Raw genomic sequence first — 22,064 nt, 5'->3', positions numbered from 1 at the left:
CGCCCGGTTCGCGTCAAGAAAACGCGTCAAATCAAAAATCTAGCGGCGCAGTCTGTATCCCGCCGCTTCGCGATCCCAGGTGTCGGGAGTTTTTCCGGCTTCGCGCAGCGTGATCTTTCGGATCTTGCCGTTCTCGGTCAGCGGCATTTCGGTGACGATCCGGACAAAGCGCGGCACCGCGAAATAAGCCATCTTGCCCTCGCAATGCCTGACGACATCGATCGGCTCCAGCGCGTGACCGGGTTCAAGCTGGACGGCCGCCGCGACTTCGTCCTCGCCGAGTTCGGACGGCAGCGGATAGATGGCGCAGGTAGCGATTGCCGGATGCTTCAGCAACACCTGCTCCACCTCCCAGGATGAAACATTCTCGCCGCGGCGGCGGATCGAATCCTTCATCCGGTCGACGAAGCGGTAGTGGCCGTCCGCCTCGCGCACGACCCTATCGCCGGTGTGAAACCAGAGATTTCGCCACGCTTCGGCCGTCTTGTCCGGCATTCCAAAATAACCAGTCGAGAATGCGAGCGGCTCGCGCGAACGAAGCAGCAATTCGCCCGCCTCTCCATCAGGCAGAGGCGCGTCATCGGGACCGCCGATGCAGGCCTCCACGCCCTCGACGAGATAGCCCATCGTGCCGGGACGATCGGACGGGATGGAGCTTGCGAACACGAAATTCGTTTCGGTCGAACCGTAGCCGTCGAGCAGCGGCACGCCGAAGCGTTCGAGAAACGGCCCGTGAAATTGACCGGGGACGCCGCCGCCGAGCGCGACCCGCAGGAAATGGGCGGTGTCGTCGGCGGATTTCGGCTGCGCCAGCAGCATCACGGCCATCGCGCCGAGGAGATAGCCGACCGTCGCTTGGTGCCGTCGCGCCGCGGCCCAGAAACCGGAGGCGGAGAATTTCGGCTCGAGCGCGTAGGTGCAGCCGTTCAGGAGTGCCTGATAGAATGCGTTCAGCGCATTGGTGTGGAACAGCGGCAGTGTCGTGAACAGCACATCGCCCTCGCGGATGTCGAGCGCGCGCGCCGAGTAGACGCCCCACCAGAACATCTGCGCCTGCGGGCAGCAGACACCCTTGGAAGGACCCGTAGTGCCCGACGTATAGAGGATCGCAACTGTGTCGTCCGGCCGCACCGGCGCCGGCGAAGCTCCCTCGCCGAGCGCGGGCAGCGGCGAGATCGATCCTGGCGTGACCGAAGACGCGGCGCTATCGCCGATCGTCCAGATAAGGTCCGGCAGCGCGACGTCGCTTTCCAGCGTTTCGATCGCCGGCATAAAGCCTGCCTCGATCACCAGCAGTTTCGGCGTGGAGTTGCGCAGGATGTGGCTGAGCTGGATGCCGCGCAGCGCGGTGTTGATCGGCACGGTCACGGCGCCCATCCAGGCGCAGCCGAGATAGACTTCCAAAAATTCCGGCCGGTTCGAGCACATCAGGGCGACGCGGTCGCCGGCCTGAATTCCGGCGCGCATCAGGCGGGCCGCGGATGCGGCGGCGATCGCAGCCGTTTCGGCATAGCTCCACCGTATTTCGCCGAAGACGAATAACGTGCGATCACGATATCGGGCGGCCTGGCGCGTCAGGATGGTCGAGAGAACCCGGTCCGCCGGCGGGAAGCGCTCAACCGCCTGCGACCAGATCGGCGCACCCGACCGCTGCCTAGCCGCGCCGCTATCACCTGCCTGCACACGCGCCTCCTAAGGCTTTGCCGGGCTGGTCTGCAACAGATCGCACTTGGCCGGCGAGATAGTTTAGGTTTAAAGTATTCACGAATGCTGCCGCCGCAGCAAGGGCTGCGTGCGGGTTCCGGCTGCCGTCCCTGGAGGTGGCCGCAGCCCACCAACAGGAGCGACGTCCGCAATGAGCCTCGACACTCCCTATCGATCGCCATCCGATGCTTTCGCGGCCGCGGCCGCAAGGCGGCCGGACGCGCCATTCCTGCTGGCGCCTGCAAGCGCGGGACTGCCCTACGCGCCGGAAGGCTTCAAGATCGAGTACGGGGCGTTCAAGACCGAGGTTGACCGGCTGCGCGCGAAATACGCAGCCGCCGGCTATGGACGCGGGGCGCGGGTTGCATTGCTGCTCGAAAATCGCCCCGTCTTCTTTCTGCATTGGCTCGCGCTCAATGCGCTCGGGGTTTCGATCGTTCCGATCAACCCGGACGTCCGCCCCGATGAACTGTCCTTCCAGCTTGAGTTGTCGCAGGCGGATCTCCTGGTGGCGGCATCAGATCGCATGCAGGTGACGAAGGGAGCGGCGCTCGGGCGCGCCCGCCTGATCGATACCGACAGCCGCATTCCTCCGTGCCAGACCGACATCGTCGCCCAGGATGCCGAGTTCAATGGCGAATGCGCGCTGCTGTTCACCTCAGGCAGCACCGGCAAGCCAAAGGGCTGCTTGCTTTCCAACCGCTACTTCCTTCAGGTCGCCGACTGGTATCTCGCACAGGGCGGCGTGGCCGAACTGGAGCCGGACCGCGAGATCAACCTGACGCCGTTGCCGATGTTTCACATGAACGCGCTCGGCTGCAGCGCGGTCGGCATGATGGTGCTCGGCGGCGCCGTGGTGCCGCTCGACCGCTTTCACGCCAACCGCTGGTGGCAATGCGTGGCCGACAGCGGCGCAACCGTCGTGCACTGTCTCGGCGTCATCCCGGCCATTCTGCTGCAACTGCCGGTGACCGAGGTGGAACGGCAGCATCGCGTGCGCTTCGCCTTCGCGCCCGGCGTGGATGTCCGCCACCGCGCCACCTTTGAGGAACGCTACCGCATCCCGATCGTCGAGGCTTGGGCGATGACCGAGACCGGTGGTGCTGCGGCCACCACCACCGCGCGCGAACCGGCAGGCTTTGGCGCGCGCTGCGTCGGCCGGCCGTCGGAAGGCATGGAGTATCGCCTCGTTGACGATCAGGGCGCCGACGTCGCGCCTGGGAAACCCGGCGAATTGCTGGTCCGCGCCAAAGGCGACGACGCCCGCGCCGGCTTCTTCAGCGGCTATCTGAAGGACGAGGAAGCCACCGAGGCGGCCTGGCAAGGCGGCTGGTTCCACACCGGAGACCTCGTCTTCGCCGACGAAGACGGCTTGATGTATTTCTTCGATCGCAAAAAGACCATCGTGCGGCGCAGCGGCGAGAACATCGGCGTGCTCGAGGTCGAAAGCGCGCTCTACATGGACACCCGCATCGGCGGCTGCGCGGTGACGCCCGTTCCCGACGACATCCGCGGCGAGGAGGTTTTCGCCTTCATCGTGCCGAATGCTGAGATCGACGACGCAGACGCCCTCGCGGCCTCGATCGTCAAGACCTGCGCCGAGCGCCTCGCCTATCACAAGGTGCCCGGCTACGTCGCGATCGTCGACGAATTGCCGCTGTCGTCGACGCGCAAGCTCGCCCGGGGCGAGATAAAGACGCTCGCGGCTGCGGCCGTTAGTGCCAACCGCGCGATCGACATGCGTGCGCTGAAGGCGAAGCTGCGCCACGTCTGAGCCGCGGACACCGGCTGCTGCCGTCACGGCAGCAGCTTGTATTTCCCGTTTTCGATCTGCACCAGGATCCGCGCGCGGCTGTCGACGCCGTGGCGGTCCGCCGGGGTATAGGTGTAGATGCCGTGCGCGCCGACGACATCCTTGGTCGTGAACAGCGACTCGCGCAGCGCGTTGCGGAAAGCCGGCGTGCCGGGCACAGCGCCCGTCGCCTTTGCGCGTTTGGCGGCGTCCATGAACACCAGCCAGCCATCGAACGCATAGGGTGAAAACGCATCGGCCGGCGCCTCGCCATTGGCCTTCTCATAGGCCGCGCGGAATGCGAGCGCGACCTTGCGGATCGGATTGCTCTCGGGAAGCTGCTCGGCTGCCGTCACCGGCCCGGTCGGGCAGATGATGCCCTCGGCCGACTTGCCGGCGAGCCGCAGGAAGTCTGCGCTGATCATGCCGTGATTGCCGTAGAGCGGACCCTTGTAGCCGCGCTCGGCCAGCGCGATCACAGGCAGCGCGCCGGGGGTTCCGGTGCCGCCCAGCATGATCGCATCGGGGCGCGCGGAAATCGCGCGCAGCACCTGCGCGGTGACCGAGTTGTCAGAGCGCGCATAGCGTTCGTTCGCGATCACCTTGATGTCGGCCTTCTCAGCAGCTTGCAGCAGCGAGTTGTACATCAGGTCGCCAAAAGCGTCGGAGAAGCCGATGAATGCCACCGTCTTCACGTTGCGGGTCTTCATGTGATCGACGACGCCCTGAACCAGAAGCGGCGTCGGCTGTGGCGTTTGCACCACCCACGGCCCGCCCTCTCCGGCCGCCACCGGCGCGATCGGCGAGACCGCCACCATCGGCACCTTCATCTCGATGGCCGCGGTGGCCATCGCCAGCGTCTGCGGCGCGCCAGACGTGCCGATCAGGAAGTCGACCCGTTCCTGCTCGACGAGCTTGCGGGCATTGCGCGTCGATGCGGCCGGGTCCGAGCCGTCGTCGAGCTGGATGACGCGTACTTTCTCGCCGTCGATCTCGCCGACATAGGCCTGGCCCGCGGCCAGCCCCTTGGCATTCGGCACGCCGATAGAGGACACCGGCCCGCTCAGGCCGGTGACGAAACCGACGAGAATTTCAGCACGCGCCGGCGCCATGGAGCCGAGCAGGAGGGCTGCGCCGATCAACAAAGTCTTTTTGTTTTTCATGATGTCACTCGATGTGGACGAATGGGTTCAACCTTGGCCTGGTACCAGCGCAAGGACGCGCAGCGGACTGCCGGAGCCGTTCTGGATCTTGAGCGGCGCGGCCACGATCACAGCTCCAGTCGGCGGCAGCTGGTCGAGATTGCACAGGCATTGCAGGCCGTAGCGTCCGCTGCCGTGCAGGAAATGGTGCGCCGGATAGGGCGGCTCGAGATGGCCGGCCTGGCCGGCATCCGTCCCGATCGTCTCGGTGCCGAAGCCGATGACGCCACGCTCCTCGACCAGCCAGCGCATCACGGCGGCGTCCGGCCCGGGCGTGTGCGCGCCGTCGTCCTTCAGATTGGCGTAGTCGCGCCAGCCCTTCTTCGACCAGTCGGTGCGCAGCAACACCCAGTGCCGTTCCGGAATCCGTCCGTGGCTTTTTTCCCAGGCTTCAACGACCGGGATCGTCAAAAGGAAATCCGCATCCTTTGCGGCTTGCGCCGAACAATCGATCACACAGGCCGGCGCGATCATGTCGCGCACCGGGAGCGTGTCGACCGCGTTGTTCGGCAGGTCCTTGCCGGTGAACCAGTGGATCGGCGCATCGAAATGCGTGCCGGTATGCTCGCCGAAGGTCAGGTTGTTCCAGTACCAGGCAGGGCCGGCCGCGTCGTAATGCGAAATCCGCTGGATGCGCACGGGCGCGGCCTGTCCGAATTCCGGCGGCAGCACGATGACCGGGAAGTCCGGGCTGAGCGTAAACGTCAGATCGACGACGCGTACCGCACCGGATGCAACCGCGCCGGCAAATTGCATAAGACCATTGCTGTCCATTGCGCTTCTCCCGTTTTCAACAAGCCCGCCTACGCCCCGAGCTCACGCTCGACCGCCTTTGGATTGGCCGCCAGGCGCTGGCGAATGTCTTCGGCGACGTCGCCCACGAACACATCTTCAAGCCCGCGCTTGAGCGCCGACACGATCGCGGTCGCAACCGCGCGGGGCGCGACCTTCGGCGGCGGCACCGTCTGGAACCATTCGACATCGAGCGGCCCCGTAAACACATTCACCACCTTGACGCCGCCGGGGCGAAGCTCCGCCCGCAGACAGTGCGACAATGAGAGACAAGCGGCCTGCGACGCCGAATACGCGCCGAACACCGGCCAGTTCGCCAGCGCATAGACCGACAGGATATTGACCCAGGCGACGGCGCTGTTGACGCCATCGGCGCCCCGCATCCGCATCGCCGGGCCGAACGCCTGCGCCAGATGCACGAAGCCGAGATAGCTCTGGTCGATCTCGTCGCGCACGACGCTGGTGCCCTGGCGATCGAGCAGCCCGCCAGAGCGGACGTGCTCGGCGGTGTTGACCAGGATATCGACCTTGCCGCCGATATCAGCCGCCAGATCGGCAACCGATTTCTCATCGCCGATATCGAGCGGCACGATCTCGACGCCCTCGAGAGCCCGCAACACATCCTCGCCGCGGAACGGCTTCCATGGCTCGGCGATGCCGACAAACACGATCGACGCGCCCGCCGCCTTCAGCGCGGCCACCATCTCCTGCCCGACGATGCTCCGCCCGTTCGTCACCAGCACGCGCCGGAATTTCGGATCGGCCGTCATCTCACGCCACTGCCTGTCGTCCGCCATGTTCGGGGTCTCCCGTTCGGGATGCGCGAAGGCTACCGCCTGCCCGCTTTTGTCCAGTTGAAACGACATCACGACCGGCCGCCCCTCTTCGCAATCGGCATGCAGGTGCGTCACCAGCCTCGGTCCGCATTCCATGGCAACCAGCCCGATGCGCCATGGCGCGCGCTCGCGGAAATGCACGTCGGCCGGGATGTGCAGCGTGGTTTCGGACAGCAGCGTGCCACGCCGCGGCGCGTCCGCGAAGACGAGGTCGGCGGAAAGACACTCGGGGCAGGCATCGCGCGCCGGATAGCAGAACGTCCCGCACGCGCCACAGCGCTGCAGCATGAAGCGCCCTTCGGCGGCGGCGCGCGTAAAACCGTGCGACGCGCGGCTTCGCGCGTGCGGCGGCGACGTCGGCAGCCGTGTCCGCAGCAGCGGATTCTTCCGGCGCGGTCTTACGATCGGTTCGATCATGAGCCCGGCCCCGCGAGGATCGCCGCACCCGAAGCGAGGCCGCGATCATAGTTGATCATTCCGAAGCCCGACGCCAACCCGATGCGCGCATCCCTAACCTGCGTCGGGCCGGCCTGCCCGAGCACCTGGCGCAGCGCCTCGACCACCCCGAGATAGGCGCCGCCCGCGCCGGCCTGCCCGACCGAGAGCTGGCCGCCGGAGGTGTTGTGCGGGAAAGTACCGTCGATCGTGAGATCATGCTGCCGCACGAAGTCCGGCCCCTCGCCCTTCCGGCAGAAGCCGAGATCCTCGAACTGCATCATCGAGATGACGGGATAGTCGTCATAGGTCTGGACGAAATCGAGATCATCCGGCTTGACGCCGGCCATCGCGTAGAGCTCGTCGACATCAACAGCCCATCCGCCCCGCACCTGAACGGGATCGTCGCCGAACGCATTGTGGCGCTCGATCGTTGAGAGAATTTTGGCGGCAGGCCGCTTCAGGGACGCTGCGACATCCTCGCTCATCACCAGGAAAGCCTCCGCGCCGGCGCACGGCATCACGCAGTCGAACAGATGAATCGGGTCGGCGATCGGCCGCGCCGACATGTATTGCTCGAGGGTCAGCGGCGCTTTCATCAAAGCGTCGGGGTTACGCAACGCGTTGCTGCGTTGGGCAACTGCGATCTTGCCGAAATCCTCGCGCCGCGCGCCGAACGTGCGCATGTAGTTGCGCGCGATCAGCGCGAAGCTCGCATTGGCGCCGCCGGCGCCGTAGGGATAGACGGCATCCTGGTTGAAGCGCGAGAAATTTTCCAGCGTGTAGCGAAAGGAATCGACGTGGTTGGTATCACCCGCCACGCAGGCCACGATGCGGGCGTCGCCCGCCTGCACCGCCCGCGCGGCGCGGCGGAGCGCGGCAATCGCACTCGCTCCCCCGAGCGGAATGGTGTCGATCCATCGCACGCACAGGCCGAAATGCTGGGTAAGGCTGATCCCGCTATCGAGGCCGGCCGTAAAACTCGAAACACAGAACCCGTCGATATCGCGCGGCGTGATGCCAGCACCATCCACCAGCGCCTTCAGCGCGCGGCCGATCCACCACTGCGCGCTCTCGATCGAGTAGCGCACATAGGGAATCGTCACCGGAACCGCCATCACGACCCGGTCATAAGGTGTTCGGATGGAGTTCTGCATGGGACTGCCGGGTTCCTGTGAGCCGTTCAGAGCACGGTCAGTTTGACGTCGATATTGCCGCGCGTTGCGTTGGAATAAGGGCAGCGCTCGTGCGCGCCGGCAACGACTTCCTCGGCGACGGATTTCTCCAGTCCAGGCAGCAGCACCTTGAGCTCGACGGTGAGCGCGTAGCCGACCGCGACCGGCCCCATGCCAACCTTGGCGATGACGGTCGGTTCCGCCGACGGCGTGATCTTGCGGGTGCGCGCGACGAGTTTCACCGCGCCGAGGAAACACGCGGCATAGCCGGCGGCAAAAAGCTGCTCCGGGTTGGTTCCCGGTCCGCCCGGCCCGCCCAGTGATTTCGGCAGCGACAGCGACACCGACAACAATCCGTCGTCGCTCGCGGCCTTGCCGTCGCGCCCGCCGGTCGCCGTCACTTCGGCTTCATACAGGATCTTGTCAGGCTGCAGCATGTCTTGTCCTCAAGGGCTCTTTGGTTTGTCGGGTCGCGTGCGCGCCACGGTGGCGCGGAAATCCTGGCGGGCGCAGTCGTTGGCCAGCGCGAAGCTCGGCCCCCGGCTCGGCTCAGTGCCGTTGAGGCGCTGCAACTGCACCCACATCTCCGCGCTCTTCAGCGCAACCGCCGCACAGTTGACCACGGGCGCATGACCAATCTTGAAACCGTGCTCGCTCGCAATGAGGAGACCGGGCAACACGCCGGCCGGAATGATAACATCAGCGCCGCGATCGACCAGCGGCTGCGCGCAGGCCGCGAAGTCGGTCAGCATGCGCGCTTTCGCCGCCGCATCGCCCGCGAACGCCGCGTTGAAATCCTCCGGACGGCAGCCCATCCCGGTGACGTGCACCACGCGGCCGGAAAGCCCGTAGCGATCGGCCTGCTCGTAGTGCCAGACCTCGAAAGCGGCATCGAGCGTGACAAGGCCGAGCCGCCGCCCAAGCTGAGAAGCCGCAAGCAGCGTCGCCTCGCCGGTCCCGACCACCGGAATCGTGAGCGCCGAGCGCAGTTCGTATAGTCCCGGATCCTGGAAGTGGCCCATGACATAGGCGTCGAAGCCGCGCTCCTGCGCCGCAAGCCCATTGTCGACCGCCTGGATCGCGCAACGGAATTCGCTCAGACGACCGAAGTCGCGATCGGCAGGCGTAATGCCTTCAACATGAACGCTGGTGCCGGGCGCCGCGATCTCGTTCAGATAGGCCGCAAGCCGCGCCATGTAGGGCGCGCTCGTAGCCTGGTCGACGAAGCTCTGCCAGAAGATGCGCACAGCAGATATCCTGTTCACGGGCGCGCGTGCCGGTCCTCGAACCGCCGCAGCCTGAGTGGGCTGACGACACACACATGCCGGTCGCTGCGAAAGCGCGCCGTAGCACAGCGCCATTCCATCGACCGAAATATTTCAACCACAAAATAATTTTGGCGTCAATTGAACCGCGTGCCGATGCTTTCCGCGCGCGACAAGATCGAGTGCCGAAAGGACAGGCAGGTAGCGCCTCACCCTTTTGCACAGGCGAATTCAGCCTTCGCGCCCGCACGCGCCGCCGCAAACTTTTTCCGCGGGGCACGAAGTTGGCGTATTGACCTTCGGTCGAGAAATACTTTAGGCTTTAAACAATTGGCAGGCAGCGGGGCGCCTGGGCGGGCGCACGTCGCATTGGTAGTTGCGTTGATAAAGGCTCATCACTCGTGGCTGAGATCATCAACCTCGGAACGGCAGGCGCTGCGGGCGAATTCCCATTCGCCGCGGTTGAGCGGGGCGTTTCAGTTTCCGGATCTCTGAGCGGCAATGAAGTCGCCGACGAGGCCGGCGAAAGCCTCCGGCATCTGATCGGGAAGCGGCACCATGCCTCCTGAGAGCTCGCGCAAGATGCTGCCTTCGATAGCTCCAGCGACCTTCGGAGCCACCGGATGAACGTGCGGATCGCCCGTCGGAGCAATGACCAGCGTGGGACAGTGGATCTGCCCCAGACGGTCCTCCATCCGATAGCGATTCACCACCCGGTGGCCTTCCGCCGCCATCTCGCCGGCTCGCAGGGCGTCGATCATGAAGCGCTGCAGCAGATCGATATCATCAGCGGGATAGAATGGCTGCCGGCGCGCCCAGAGCTCGGTAAGATGGGCGCCGTCGGTACGCGCTTCCACATCGTCGATGACGCGCATGCCGTGGTGTTTGGCGCGGCGCGCCGCATCGACGAAAGGACAGGCCGAGAGTATCAGCGCGCTCACGCGCGCAGGGGCCGAAGCGGCCATTTCGACCGCGATCACCGCGCCGGTATGATGGCCCACGATCGCGGCGCGCGGTTCTTCCAGCGCATCGAGCAGCGCGAACGCGCCTTGCGCCCACAGTTCAATCGAGGGCTCGCCGGCAGAGGCATCGGAATCCCCGAAGCCGAGCGTATCCATCGCGATCGCGCGGAAATCGCGGCCGAGCAGCGGCAGCACATCGCGGTACTCGTTCCACGAGCGCGGCGTCTGATGCAGCAGGAGGACGGGAAAGCCGGTTCCCGCCATCGCGACGTGGATGCGGCCAAGAGGCGTCGTAACGAAGCGGCGCTCGACGTTGGAACCGGCTCTGGTGGCGCTCATTTCACAACTCCATCCGGATGCGGGGACCAGGCCCGCGCCGGCTTTCGGCAACAACTGCGGCATCGATCGTGCTGGTCCGACCTCGATCCATGCTGACATTTCGCTCAGGTCGCGGCTGTTTTCAACCAAGGGGAATGCAATGCGCAAGATGTTGAGTTTGACTGCACTCATCGGCAGCCTCGTGGCGGCCTCGACCGCACAGGCCGACATCACGATCGGATTCGTGACGTCGCTCAGTGGACCCGGCTCCTCGATCGGCATCCCGTACGGGCGCGGCATCCAGGCCGCCATGGAATACAAGAACGAGGTCAACGGCGAGAAGATCAAGCTGATTCAGCTCGACGACGGCTCCGATCCCTCCGCTGCGACCCGCAACGCGCGCAAGCTCATTGAAGAAGAGAAGGTCGATCTGCTGATCGGCACCGCAACGGCGCCTTCGACCATCGCGATGATGGCGGTCGCGACCGAACTGAAGGTGCCGATGATCGCCGTCTCCCCGGTGATCGGGCAGCCCAACCCCGCGGATCAATGGGGCATTTCCGTTCCGCAGCCCGCCTCCCTGCTGGTCAAGGTCGTCGCCGACCGCATGAAGCGCGATGCCATGAAGAACATCGGCTATATCGGCTTCTCTGATGCCTGGGGCGATCTCGTCTACAACGGCGCCAAGGCGGTGGAAGCCGAGGACGGCATCAAGGTGCTGACCAACGAGCGCTACGCGCGTGTCGATACGTCGGTCACAGGCCAGATCCTCAAGGTTCTCGCCGTGCGCCCGGATGCCGTGCTGATCGGCGGATCGGGCACGCAGGGCGCGCTGCCGCTGCTCGCGCTCGGCGAACGTGGCTTTAAGGGCAAGACCTACGGCACGGTCGCGCTGGTCAATCCCGATTTCGTGCGCGTCGGCGGCAAGGCCGCGGAAGGCATTCAGGTCTCCGCCGGTCCGGTCATCGTGGCCGAACAGCTTCCCGACAACCATTTCGCCAAGAAGCTCGCGCTCGACTTCCGCGCCGCCTTCCTGAAGGCCAACAATGTCCCGACCACGGACGGGTTCTCGGCCTATTCCTTCGACGGCTGGATGATCTTCACCTCCGCCGCGGCGCGCGCGCTGAAGACCGCGAAACCCGGCACCGTCGAATTCCGCAAGGCCCTGCGCGACGAGATCCTCAACACCAAGGAGCTCTCGGGCGTGCACGCGGTCTACAACTTCAAGCCCGGCGCCTACCACGGCGTGGACGAGCGCGCGCTGGTGATCGTCCGCCTGAACAACGGCGCCTGGACCTACCAGCCCTGAGCGAAGCCGAGGCATAACACGGAAGGACGGCCGACGGCATGACGGCAGACATCGCAGCGATTCTTGCGATCGACGGAATAGCGACCGGGGCGGTCTACGCCCTGGTCGCGATCGGCACCGTGCTGATCTTCACCGTGACGCGGGTGATCTTCATTCCGTTCGGCGACATCGCAGCCTTCACGGCGCTCACCCTGGCGGCGCTCGACGCCAGGCAGCTTCCCGGAACGGTCGGGCTGGTTGTCGTGCTGGCCTGCATGGCCAGCGCGATGGAAGTCGTCTCGCTGGCGCGCGCCGGCGAGCTTCGCGCGGTGCCGAAGGCCGTCCTCGGCTATCTCGTGTTGCCCTTGATTGTCGTCGGGATCGTCTGGCTGACGATGCGTTTCAATCCGCCGATGCCGGTCCGGATCGTGCTGGCGCTGCTCTTGATCATGCCGATCTCGCCGCTCCTCGACCGGATCGTGTTCCGCCCGATCGCGGACGCCTCGGTTCTGTTGTTGCTGACGGTCTCGGTCGCGCTTCATTTCGCGCTGGTCGGACTTGGCTTGCTGTTCTTCGGTCCTGAAGGCGTCCGGACCGAACCGCTGACGTCGATGGCGATGGAGATCGCGGGCGTTCACGTTTCCGGACAGACGATATTGATCCTGGCGGCGGCCCTCGTGTTCAGCGGCCTGCTGTTTCTGTTCTTCGACTTCACGCTGGTCGGCAAGGCGCTGCGCGCGACTGCCCTGAACCGGACCGGCGCCCGGCTGATGGGAATCAGGCCCGCGCGCGCAGGCACCATCGCCTATCTCTTGGGATCACTGATGGCGGGAGTCTCTGGCATCTTGATCGCGCCTGTGAACACCATCTTCTACGATTCCGGATTCCTGCTCGGCCTGAAAGCCTTCGTCGGCGCTATCGTCGGCGGCATGGCCAGCTATCCAGGTGCTGCGCTTGGCGCGTTCGGCGTCGGCATTATCGAGAGCTTCGCTTCGTTCGAGAGCAGCACCTTGAAGGACGTCATCGTCTTCTCGCTGCTGATCCCCGTCCTGCTCTGGCGTTCGCTCGCCTCGCAGCATTCCGAAGAGGAAGTCGAGGAATGACACTGCAGCAGATCCGTCTCATCATTGTCGCGGCGATCGCCTGCCTCGTGGCGGCGCCCTTCGTGCTCAATCCGTTCAGCATCACCTTGCTGAACTACATCGGCATCTACTCGCTTGCGGCCATCGGCCTGGCGCTGCTGACCGGGGTCGGCGGCATTGTGTCGTTCGGTCAGGCGGCCTTTGTCGGCGTCGCGGCTTACGCAACGGCGTGGGTTACGGCGGTGAACGGCTACTCGCCCTGGCTCGGACTGGTACTGGCCGTGGTTCTCACCTGCAGCATCGCCGCGATCCTGGGCTTCGTGACGCTGCGCCTGGGCGGCCACTTCCTGTCGCTGAGCACGGTCGCCTGGGGACTGGCGATCGCGTTCCTGTTCGGCAACATCGACGGCCTCGGCCAACATAACGGCATCTCGGGCATTCCACCGATCTCGATCGGCCCGGCCGCTTTGGTAGAGAGCTGGCAGATCTATTTCCTGATCTGGGCCATCGTCGTGGCGATCCTCCTCCTCTGCTACAACCTGCTCGACTCCCGCATCGGGCGTGCGATGCGCGCGCTCCGCGGCGGCAATACGCTGGTCGAAAGCCTCGGCATCAGCGCGTTCCAGATCAAGCTGGTGACGTTCGTCATCGCCGCGTTCCTCGGCGCGCTGTCCGGATGGCTCTATGCCCATCTCGGCCGTTTCGTCAGCCCCGGGCCGTTCGACGCCAGCATGGGCATCGAATATCTGATGATGGCGATGGTCGGCGGCTCGGGGAGCATTTTGGGCGGCGTGGTTGGTGCTGCGATCGTCACGCTCCTGAAGAATTCCGTGCAGGACTACCTGCCGCTGATCGCGAAGGGTGCCTCCGGCCAGCTCGAGATCGTGGCGTTCTCGGCGCTGTTCATCCTGTTCCTGCAACGCGCCCGGCAGGGCATCGTCCCGTTCCTCGCAGGTTTTCTACCGGAGCTCAAGCAGTCCCGTCCGCAAGCGGCGACAGAGTTGCCGCGCCGCGAGCAGCCGGCGCCCGGCACGCTCCTTCTTAAGGTCAGCGACGCGCAGCGGCGATTTGGCGGTCTCGTCGCCGTCAACAATGTCAGCTTCGAGGTCAGGTCCGGCGAAATTCTCGGGCTGATCGGCCCGAACGGCGCCGGCAAGACCACGATGTTCAACCTGCTCACGGGGGCGCTGCGCGCCAACAGCGGCGAGATCGCGTTCGCGGGCCGCCCGATTACCCGCGACCAGCAATTCCACATCGCCAGGGCCGGGATTTCCCGCACCTTCCAGCACGTCAAGCTGCGCCCGCGCATGACGCTGCTCGACAACGTGCTGCTCGGCACCTATTCGCGCACCAAGACCGGCCTGCTCGCCGGCGCCCTGCACCTCAACCAGGCGGAAGAGGCCAGCGCCCGCTACGAGGCGCTGCGGCAGCTCGAACGGGTCGGGCTAGGCGACAAGCCGTTCGAGCTCGCCGGCAATTTGCCGCTCGGCAATCAGCGCGTGCTCGAGATCGCCCGCGCGCTCGCCGCCGATCCGACGCTGCTCGTCCTCGACGAGCCGGCGGCCGGCCTGCGCCGCCAGGAAAAGCTCAAGCTCGCCGAACTGCTGCGCTCGCTGCGCGCGGACCACCTGACGATCCTGCTCGTCGAACATGACATGGAGTTCGTCATGTCGCTGGTCGACCGCATCGTCGTGCTCGATTTCGGCTCAAAGCTCTGCGAGGGCGAGCCGGCGGCGATCCGCAGCGATGCCCGCGTCCAGGAAGCCTATCTCGGAGGTGTCGCGTGACACAGATGTTCTCGATCGAGAATGTGTCAGTCGCCTACGGCAAGGTCGAGGCGGTGCGGAACGTCTCGCTGTCTGTCGAGCAGGGGCAGATCGTGACCGTGATCGGCCCGAACGGCGCCGGCAAGACCACGCTGCTGATGGCGGCGATTGGGCTGCTGAAGTCTACGGGGCGAATGATCTTTCAGGGCGCCGATCTGGCGCGAATCGATGTCGAGGGCCGCGTCGAACGCGGCCTCTGCCTCGTGCCCGAGAAGCGCGAGCTGTTTGCCGACATGTCGGTCGCCGACAATCTGCTGCTCGGCACCTACAGCCTGCGCGACCGCTCGACGACGCGCAAAAGCCTCGACGACGTGTTCGACCGCTTCCCGCGGCTGAAGGAGCGCAGCAAGCAGGCCGCCGGCACCCTATCGGGCGGCGAACGGCAGATGCTGGCGCTCGGCCGCGCGCTGATGGCGAAGCCGAAACTCCTCGTCCTCGATGAACCCAGTCTCGGCCTCGCCCCGCTCATCGTCCGCGAAATCTTCCGCACCATCGCTTCGCTGCGGAGCCTCGGCGTTTCGGTCCTGCTCGTCGAGCAGAACGCCCGCGCTGCGCTCGAGACCGCGGATTACGGCTATGTGCTGGAAACCGGCGAGATCATCCAGTCCGGTCCGGCGGACACGCTGATCCACGACCCGAAACTGATCGCAGCCTATCTGGGCGGCCACTGACGCGACGGCGCGCGATAAGCATCAAGCGACGGGTTCGCGGGCGAGCCCCATGGCCCGCAGTGCCGCGGCAAAGGCCGCAAGGCGCTGCTCGCGATAGGCGGCCTGGTCGACGCCTTCATAGTTCATGAATCCTTGCCCGGTCTTCATGCCGATGCGTCCTTCGCGCATATTCGCCGCGATGATGTCAGGCGCGGCGTAACGGCTGTCGCCGAGCGCCTCGACCAGATAGCGGCTGGCATGATGCAGGATATCGCCTCCGCCCCAGTCGATGAATTCGAGCAGGCCCAACACCGCGAAGCGGAATCCGAAGCCATAAATGACGGCCTTGTCGATATCTTCGGCCGAAGCGACCCCCTCCTCCACCATGCGGGCGGCTTCGTTCATCGCCAGCGCCTGAATTCTGGGAACGATGAAGCCCGGACGCGCTGCGCAGACCACCGGCACCTTGCCGATGCCTTCGAGCAGCGCCTTCATCCGCACTGTCACTTCCGGCGCGGTAAGCCGCCCGGGAGACAATTCGATCAGCGGCACGAGATAGGCCGGATTGAGCCAGTGCGCATTGAGGAAGCGGCCGGGATGCTCGATCGATCCCGCGAGATCGTCGACCAAAATCGTCGACGTGGTCGAGGCGATGATCGGACCCTCGCCCGCGAGCTGCGAGGCTTCGGCCAGCGCGGCCTGCTTCAATGCGAGAATCTCCGGCATCCCCTCGAAGATGACATCGCAGCGCGGCAGCGCCGCACCCGCATCCTGCCGAGACACGATCGTGATGCGCTCGGCGATTGTGGGCACAAGTTCTGCCGGGAGCAGATCGATGCGTGAGAGAATCTCGAGTGTCGAGCGAATTTCAGCTTTGGCCTCAACCGCAAGCGCCTCAAATGCCGCCGCGTCCCGTTCCTTGAAGTCGACAACGATCACCTGGTGGCCAGCGAATGCGAAGACGACCGCGATGCCGCGGCCCATTCGTCCGGCACCGAGACACCCGATGACCGGCTTCATCGGAAACCCTCGGCGAGATGATTTTGCAAGGCAGCCCGGTCAAGATCTCCGAGGCCGAGCGAAGACAAGGTCCGACCCTCCACGGCGAAATCTCTGCCCGTGATCGCGGAGCCGATTGCTAGAAACGCCTTGACGAGAGGTGTCTGCACGCCTGCGAGGCCCGCCACCGATGTAAGGAACGACAGGCCAAGACGCAAATCCTCCAGCATGTAGCGGTGCTCGACGAGAATGAGGCGTTCGGACCAATCGCCGGAATCCGTGAGTTGGTCATGCGCGTCGCGCGCATACATCCAAGGCTCGCCGTCCTTCGAATAATGGTCGGCGAGCGGAAAATGCGGCCCTCCATAGCCGAGCGCCTCGCGGATGGCGATGCGTTCGGCATCGAGCGCGTCCGTCACGCGGCGTATCGCCGGCTGCGTTCCCTCCTTATGGATGTCCCACTTCTCGAAATGTTCGATCGGGCCGGCGTTCATGGTGATCAGCGGCGGATGGATGATCGGACCGGCATTCATCAGCGCGCCCGACAGCGCATCGCCGCATGGCTCGATGGCGTTCGGAAACGCGCGGTCGATCACGCCCAACGCATGCGGGGCGAGGCGTAATGGAAACACGCCGGTCGGCAGCCGCGCACCCCTGCCGGAGATGCGCACCGCATAGGGGCCCTGCTTGCGCGCCAGCCACGGCAAAGTCCCAGTCTCTGCGGTTGCGAGCTCGGCGCGGTTGCCCGCGTCCTTTGCCGCCCTGGCGAAGATGTAGGAGCCGAACGTTCCAGGCGGCAGAAACACCACCTGACCGTCGCGCAAATGCGGTGCGGCCAACTCGGCGATCGCGGCCTGCGCGAAGGCCGGTGCCGGACACAGAATGAGATCGGCCGCGTCGATGGCCTCAGCGATCGAAGACGTAACCATCGCAAGCCGAGCCTCACGTCGCCCCGACCGATCGATGACCGTTATCGTGCCGCCGTGCGCGCGATGCGCCTCGACATCTCCAGGATTACGCCGCCAGAGCCGGACTTCGTGACCGGCCAAGGCGAAATCGCCGGCGGCCGCGAACGAACCGTTGCCCCCACCCAACACTGCAATTTTCAAGATATCCTCCGCTTCAGATCCCACTACGCAGGTTTCGCCTTGGCGTTCTTTTCCTGCCACGCCGCCCAGGTCGGGCGATCGATCTGGAACAGGTCGGTGGAGCGCGCATACCAGCCGCTTCCGTGCATCCGGGCGATCAGGCGCAGCGCCTGCGTATCGATGTGACAGCGCTCCTTGTCCAGGATCACCGCATCATCCACATGGGCGCGGACCACGCGGCCGATGACGGCGGTCTGCCGCGGCCCTGTTACGAGCGAAGTGAGGACCCGGCATTCGAACGATACCGGGGATTCCGTGATGCGCGGCGGACGTACCGCCTGCGAGGCAGCCGGCGTCAGCCCGGCCAGCGTCAGCTCGTCGATCTCGGGTGGCGCGTCGATACAGGTGATATTCATGGCCTCGGCGTTGGCTTCGCCAACGAGGTTGACGACGAATTCTCCGGTATCGAGGATGTTCGCCGCCGTATCCTTGAAGCGCTCCGAGCCCGCCAGAAGCCCGATCGCGACGGTGGGCGGCTCATGCCCCATCACGTTGAAGAAGCTGAAAGGCGCAGCATTGATCACGCCGCTCGCGGAGAGCGTGGTGATCCAGGCGATCGGCCGCGGCGTTACCGTGGCCGTCAGGATTTTGTAGCGGTTCTGCGCCTCCAGCGTCTCCATGTCGAAGATCATGCCGGCCCCTCAGATCGCTACCACCGGATGGCGCAGCCGGCCGATGCCCGTGACTTCCGCTTCCACCACATCGCCCGGCCACAGCCATTCCTGCGGCGAGCGCCCGGCGCCGACGCCCTCGGGCGTGCCGGTCGCGATGATGTCTCCCGGCTCCAGCGTCATCGCCGCTGAAATGTCTGATATCAGGAGCGGCACCTTGAACAGCATATGGCGCGTGTTGGAGCGCTGCTTCTCGACGCCGTTCACCGTCAGCCAGAGATCGAGCGCGTGCGGATCGGTAATCTCGTCCGCCGTGACGATGCAGGGCCCGAACGGCGCGTAGGTGTCCTGCCCCTTCGAATAGATCCACTGGCCGGCGCGGCGATTGTCGCGGGCGCTGATGTCGATCATCACGCTATAGCCGAACACGAAGCCGAGCGCTTCGGCTTCCGAAACGCGCCGCGCGGTTCGTCCCATCACGACGGCAAGCTCGACTTCCCAGTCGAGCTGCTGCGTGATCGCCTTGTTGTGGTGGATGGCTTCGTCGGGCCCGATGACGCTGGTCGGTGGCTTCGAGAAGATGATGGGCTGCTTGGGCAGATCCTTTGCCGTGTCCAGCGCCCGCGACGATTCTGCGACGTGCTCGACATAATTGAGACCGATGCCAAAAATGTTCTTGCGTGGACGCGGGATCGGCGCCAGCAGCCTGACATTCGCCAGCGGCAATGCGGCGCCCACGGGCCAGTTGTCCTTGCCCTCATTCAATATCTTCTTGAGCGCGGCCAAGGCAGGCGGCCCGAGATCAATGAAATCGAGCATCGACGACGGAAGGGAAGCCCCGGCGTGCCGGCCTGCTTGCTCGACGTCCACGACGAGATCGTCGACAACCGCGCCAAGACGGGCAGCAGCCTCAACCGTGCTGCGATAGGTACCGAGACGCACTGCTTTTCTCTCCTCCTGTAGCGCTTTCGAGCGAAGTGGTTCGCGTGAAGAAAACGCGTCAAAAACAAGAATCTAGAGTGATGGTTCTGATGCAATCAGAACCATCACTCTACGATACGAGGGGCTGCCGGCCGCCATTGTCGCCAAAAGCTTCCTCGCGGTAGAGCCCGAGCGCGTGCATGACCGGCAGGTCGTTGAAGGTGAAGAGGCAGGCGTCCTCGCTGGCGGAGGCGTTCACATGCTCATGCCAGGCCCATGACGGAACGCAGAAGATGTCGCGCTCCTTCCAGTCGAAACGCTTGCCGTCGATGATCGAGCGACCACGTCCCTTTGCGACCTGATAGATGAAGCTGCCGGTATGACGATGCGCACGCGTGCTCTCGCCCGGCCGCAGCATCTGCATCGACGCGCCGATCGTCTGCATCACCGGCCCGCCGGTCACCGGGTTTACATAGTTCATGAGAATGCCATCGTAAGGCGAACCATCGGTGGCCTTGGCGTATCGCTGCAGCGCTTCGTAGGTCGGACCCCACTCATATTTCAGCAGCGGAGAATATCCCTTGGACCATTCGGCGCCGGCCGGACGCAGGCCGCGATTGCCCCAGATATGCGTCATGTCGTCGACGGGATAGCCGACGCTCTGCTGCAGGTCGGGATGGACTACATAGAAATTGGCTTCGAGCGCGTTGACCAGGGGAATGTCGAGGCCGTCCTGCCAGATGCAGGGTGTGCCGTCGCTGGAGACGCCGTGTTCGTGCCAGGTGCCGTTCGGCGTCAGCACAAAATCGTTGGCGCCGAGCGTCATCTTGTGGCCATCGACGATGGTGTAGGCGCCCTCGCCTTCCATGATGAAGCGAAGCGCGGATGCCGAATGCGCGTGGGCCGACGCGACCTCGCCCGGATGCATGACCTGCAGGCCGGAATAGAGCCAGCCGACTGCGGCGGCGTGCTCACGCCGGCCGGGATTGTTCAGATAGATGACGCGCCGCCCGGCCTTTTCGGGCGACACCAGTTCAACCGATCGCAGCACATGCGCGCGGAGGTTCTCATAGCGCCACAACACTGGAACGGAAGACGATCTGGGCTGCCAGGGCTCGATCTTGTTCGCGACCGTCCAGAGCGCGCCGGCCTCCAGCCTTTCGAGTTCGTCGTAATAGGCGAGCAGTTCAGGCGTATCCTCGACATTGGCCCGTCCGGCCACGTCTTCCCGGTGGTTTTCACGAGCTTTCGTTGCCATGTCGCCCTCCTGTGCTGTCGCCGTGTCCGGCGTTGCGTGTCAGTTCATCTGGTCAGGTATCATCGCGATCGCCTGGATTTCGACCTTGGCGCGATCCTCGATCAGCCCCGACACCTGCAGCGCCGTCATGGCCGGAAAGTTCCGGCCCATCACGTCGCGATAGGCCACACCGACTTCCTTCAGGCGCGCCGAGTATTCCTTGCGGTCGAGCAGGAACCACGTCATCGACACGATATGCTCGGGCCCGGCACCGCCGGCGCGCAAGACGGCTGCGACGTTTTTCAGGGTCTGGCCGGTCTGCTCCACCAGATCATCCGATTCGAACTTGCATTGTTCGTTCCAGCCGATCTGGCCTGCGACGAAGATCATCTTGCCGCGGGCAGCTATGCCGTTCGCGTAACCGCTCGGCTTGGCCCAACCGGGCGGCTGCAAGAACTCGAACATTTCCTACTCCCGTAGCAGAATGCGACTGCACGCCCGCGCGGCTAGGCCACCTTCAGGACGTCGCGTCCGATAATGAGTTTCTGGACTTCGGTCGCGCCTTCATAGATGCGCAGCGCGCGTATCTCGCGGTAGAGCTGCTCGACCATTTCGCCGGAGCGCACGCCGCGGCCGCCGAACATCTGCACGGCGCGGTCGATCACTGCTTGCGCGGTTTCGGTCGCGACCATCTTCGCCATCGCGGCTTCGCGCGTCGTGGAAGCTTTCTGCACGTCGCGCCGCCAGGCCGCGCGATAGGTGAGGAGCGCGCTGGCATCGACGCCGGCGGCCATGTCGCCGAGGGCAGCCTGCGTCAATTGCTGGTCGCCCAGCACGCCGCCGAACATCCGCCGGGTCCGCGCATGCATTGTCGCCTCATCCAGCGCGCGACGGGCAAAACCAAGTGCTGCGGCTGCGACCGACGCGCGGAAGATATCGAGCGTGCGCATCGCGATCTTGAACCCTTCGCCCGGCGAGCCCAGCAGCCGCGCCGCCGGAATCCGGCAACCCTCGAAACGCAGCGTCGCCAACGGATGCGGCGCCATCACATCGATGCGGTCGGCAATTGAAAAGCCCGGATCGTCCGGAAGCACCACAAAGGCCGAAATGCCCCGCGCCCCCGGCGCCTCGCCGGTTCGCGCAAACAGCGTGTAGACGTCGGCGATGCCGCCGTTGGAGATCCAGGTCTTCTCGCCATCCAGGATGTAATGGTTGCCCTCGCGCCGGGCACTGCAGGCCATGGCGGCAACGTCCGAACCGGCTTCCTTCTCCGACAGGGCAAAGGCAGCGACCCAGTCGCCACGCCGCGCCTTCGGCAGCACCATTGCGCGCAATTCGGGCGAACCGGCAATCGCCACCGCCCCGGTGCCAAGTCCCTGCATTGCAAAGGCGAAATCGGCGAGCCCGCTGTGCCAGGCCAGCGTCTCGCGGGCCAGACAAATCAGCCGGGAATCGATCACCGCATCGGGCCGATCGCCCGCAACCGATGCCTCCAGCAATCCCGCGGCGCCAAGCCGGCGAACCAGCGAACGGCAGGTTTCGTCGACGTCGCCGCTATGCGTATCGCCAAGACCGGCGGCAAATGCATCGAGCACCGCAGCGTATTCGCCGTGGCGGGAATCGAAGAACGGCCACGCGAGATGTTCGCGAGACGGCCCGCGTAGTTGCGAAACCGGGGTCATGTCAGTCTCCCGCAAGGCCGCTTCAGCGTACGCCCGCCAGGCGCGACGCGCTCCAATAATGTTTCATGGCTAAAATATCCTGTCAAGCGAGCCGATCCGGCGCCAGAGCCGGCCGGCTGTGCATAAAGCCCACGAAACA

At 65.0% G+C, this 22,064-nt stretch carries 20 protein-coding genes; 5 read left to right on the top strand and 15 right to left on the bottom strand.

Translation table 11 applies throughout. The annotated features are described in order from the left end of the window. Positions 1-39: 39 nt before the first annotated feature. Positions 40-1,683 (bottom strand): ATP-dependent acyl-CoA ligase, encoded by a 1,644-nt coding sequence (locus JQ624_RS16385; RefSeq protein ID WP_212419926.1) that lies wholly within the window; start codon positions 1,681-1,683, stop codon positions 40-42. 172 nt (positions 1,684-1,855) lie between these two features. On the opposite strand from JQ624_RS16385, the gene JQ624_RS16380 reads away from it, so the two are divergent. Beyond that, entirely contained in the window at positions 1,856-3,478 is a 1,623-nt protein-coding gene (locus JQ624_RS16380; RefSeq protein ID WP_212419925.1) for an AMP-binding protein, read from the top strand. A 23-nt stretch (positions 3,479-3,501) separates the two neighbouring features. On the opposite strand, the gene JQ624_RS16375 is transcribed toward JQ624_RS16380, so the two are convergent. The 7 genes from JQ624_RS16375 to JQ624_RS16345 form a co-directional block, all read right to left on the bottom strand. Beyond that, the gene (locus JQ624_RS16375; RefSeq protein ID WP_212419924.1) at positions 3,502-4,659 is read right to left on the bottom strand and encodes an ABC transporter substrate-binding protein; all 1,158 of its coding nucleotides are present in this window, start codon (positions 4,657-4,659) and stop codon (positions 3,502-3,504) included. 27 nt (positions 4,660-4,686) lie between these two features. Beyond that, the gene (locus JQ624_RS16370; RefSeq protein ID WP_212419923.1) at positions 4,687-5,472 is read right to left on the bottom strand and encodes a cyclase family protein; all 786 of its coding nucleotides are present in this window, start codon (positions 5,470-5,472) and stop codon (positions 4,687-4,689) included. Positions 5,473-5,501: 29 nt separating this feature from the next. Then, positions 5,502-6,743, bottom strand: a complete 1,242-nt coding sequence (locus JQ624_RS16365; RefSeq protein WP_212419922.1) for an SDR family NAD(P)-dependent oxidoreductase — start codon at positions 6,741-6,743, stop codon at positions 5,502-5,504. Further along, entirely contained in the window at positions 6,740-7,918 is a 1,179-nt protein-coding gene (locus tag JQ624_RS16360; protein WP_212419921.1) for a thiolase family protein, read from the bottom strand. Before JQ624_RS16360 ends, JQ624_RS16365 begins: the two co-directional genes overlap by 4 nt. A 26-nt stretch (positions 7,919-7,944) precedes the next feature. After that, positions 7,945-8,373, bottom strand: coding sequence for an organic hydroperoxide resistance protein (locus JQ624_RS16355; protein WP_283816925.1), 429 nt, complete (start codon positions 8,371-8,373; stop codon positions 7,945-7,947). Between the two features lie 9 nt (positions 8,374-8,382). Further along, positions 8,383-9,183, bottom strand: coding sequence for an aspartate/glutamate racemase family protein (locus tag JQ624_RS16350; protein WP_212419920.1), 801 nt, complete (start codon positions 9,181-9,183; stop codon positions 8,383-8,385). A gap of 494 nt (positions 9,184-9,677) precedes the next feature. After that, a complete protein-coding gene (locus tag JQ624_RS16345; RefSeq protein ID WP_212419919.1) occupies positions 9,678-10,502 on the bottom strand; it encodes an alpha/beta fold hydrolase in 825 nt (274 codons plus the stop codon). A 139-nt stretch (positions 10,503-10,641) separates the two neighbouring features. On the opposite strand from JQ624_RS16345, the gene JQ624_RS16340 reads away from it, so the two are divergent. From JQ624_RS16340 to JQ624_RS16325, 4 genes are read left to right on the top strand one after another with little or no spacing between them, the layout of a single operon-like run. Beyond that, the gene (locus JQ624_RS16340) at positions 10,642-11,790 is read left to right on the top strand and encodes an ABC transporter substrate-binding protein (protein WP_212419918.1); all 1,149 of its coding nucleotides are present in this window, start codon (positions 10,642-10,644) and stop codon (positions 11,788-11,790) included. Positions 11,791-11,828: 38 nt separating this feature from the next. Beyond that, positions 11,829-12,872 (top strand): branched-chain amino acid ABC transporter permease, encoded by a 1,044-nt coding sequence (locus JQ624_RS16335; RefSeq protein WP_212419917.1) that lies wholly within the window; start codon positions 11,829-11,831, stop codon positions 12,870-12,872. After that, positions 12,869-14,638, top strand: coding sequence for an ABC transporter permease subunit (locus JQ624_RS16330; RefSeq protein ID WP_212419916.1), 1,770 nt, complete (start codon positions 12,869-12,871; stop codon positions 14,636-14,638). The genes JQ624_RS16335 and JQ624_RS16330 overlap by 4 nt, the downstream gene beginning before the upstream one ends. Positions 14,639-14,643: 5 nt before the next feature. Then, positions 14,644-15,348 (top strand): ABC transporter ATP-binding protein, encoded by a 705-nt coding sequence (locus tag JQ624_RS16325; RefSeq protein WP_249129860.1) that lies wholly within the window; start codon positions 14,644-14,646, stop codon positions 15,346-15,348. A gap of 21 nt (positions 15,349-15,369) precedes the next feature. Here the strand turns inward: JQ624_RS16325 and JQ624_RS16320 are convergent, their stop codons facing one another. From JQ624_RS16320 to JQ624_RS16290, 7 genes are all read right to left on the bottom strand, one after another. Then, entirely contained in the window at positions 15,370-16,347 is a 978-nt protein-coding gene (locus JQ624_RS16320; RefSeq protein ID WP_212419914.1) for a 3-hydroxybutyryl-CoA dehydrogenase, read from the bottom strand. Continuing rightward, entirely contained in the window at positions 16,344-17,435 is a 1,092-nt protein-coding gene (locus tag JQ624_RS16315; protein WP_212419913.1) for an NAD/NADP octopine/nopaline dehydrogenase family protein, read from the bottom strand. Before JQ624_RS16315 ends, JQ624_RS16320 begins: the two co-directional genes overlap by 4 nt. A gap of 23 nt (positions 17,436-17,458) precedes the next feature. Further along, positions 17,459-18,106 (bottom strand): flavin reductase family protein, encoded by a 648-nt coding sequence (locus tag JQ624_RS16310; protein ID WP_212419912.1) that lies wholly within the window; start codon positions 18,104-18,106, stop codon positions 17,459-17,461. A gap of 9 nt (positions 18,107-18,115) precedes the next feature. Further along, positions 18,116-19,027, bottom strand: coding sequence for a fumarylacetoacetate hydrolase family protein (locus JQ624_RS16305; protein ID WP_212419911.1), 912 nt, complete (start codon positions 19,025-19,027; stop codon positions 18,116-18,118). 109 nt (positions 19,028-19,136) lie between these two features. Then, entirely contained in the window at positions 19,137-20,264 is a 1,128-nt protein-coding gene (locus tag JQ624_RS16300) for a cupin domain-containing protein (protein WP_212419910.1), read from the bottom strand. Between the two features lie 39 nt (positions 20,265-20,303). After that, positions 20,304-20,708 (bottom strand): RidA family protein, encoded by a 405-nt coding sequence (locus JQ624_RS16295; RefSeq protein WP_212419909.1) that lies wholly within the window; start codon positions 20,706-20,708, stop codon positions 20,304-20,306. A gap of 41 nt (positions 20,709-20,749) precedes the next feature. Next, positions 20,750-21,925: an acyl-CoA dehydrogenase family protein gene (locus tag JQ624_RS16290; RefSeq protein WP_212419908.1), complete on the bottom strand. Its 1,176-nt coding sequence runs from the start codon at positions 21,923-21,925 to the stop codon at positions 20,750-20,752. Positions 21,926-22,064: the final 139 nt, after the last annotated feature.

Origin of the sequence: Bradyrhizobium sp. AUGA SZCCT0283 (assembly GCF_018130385.1) — a bacterium.
Taxonomy (GTDB): domain Bacteria; phylum Pseudomonadota; class Alphaproteobacteria; order Rhizobiales; family Xanthobacteraceae; genus Bradyrhizobium.
Note: the sequence above shows the minus strand (reverse complement) of the source record. Positions and strands in the feature narration are given on the sequence as shown.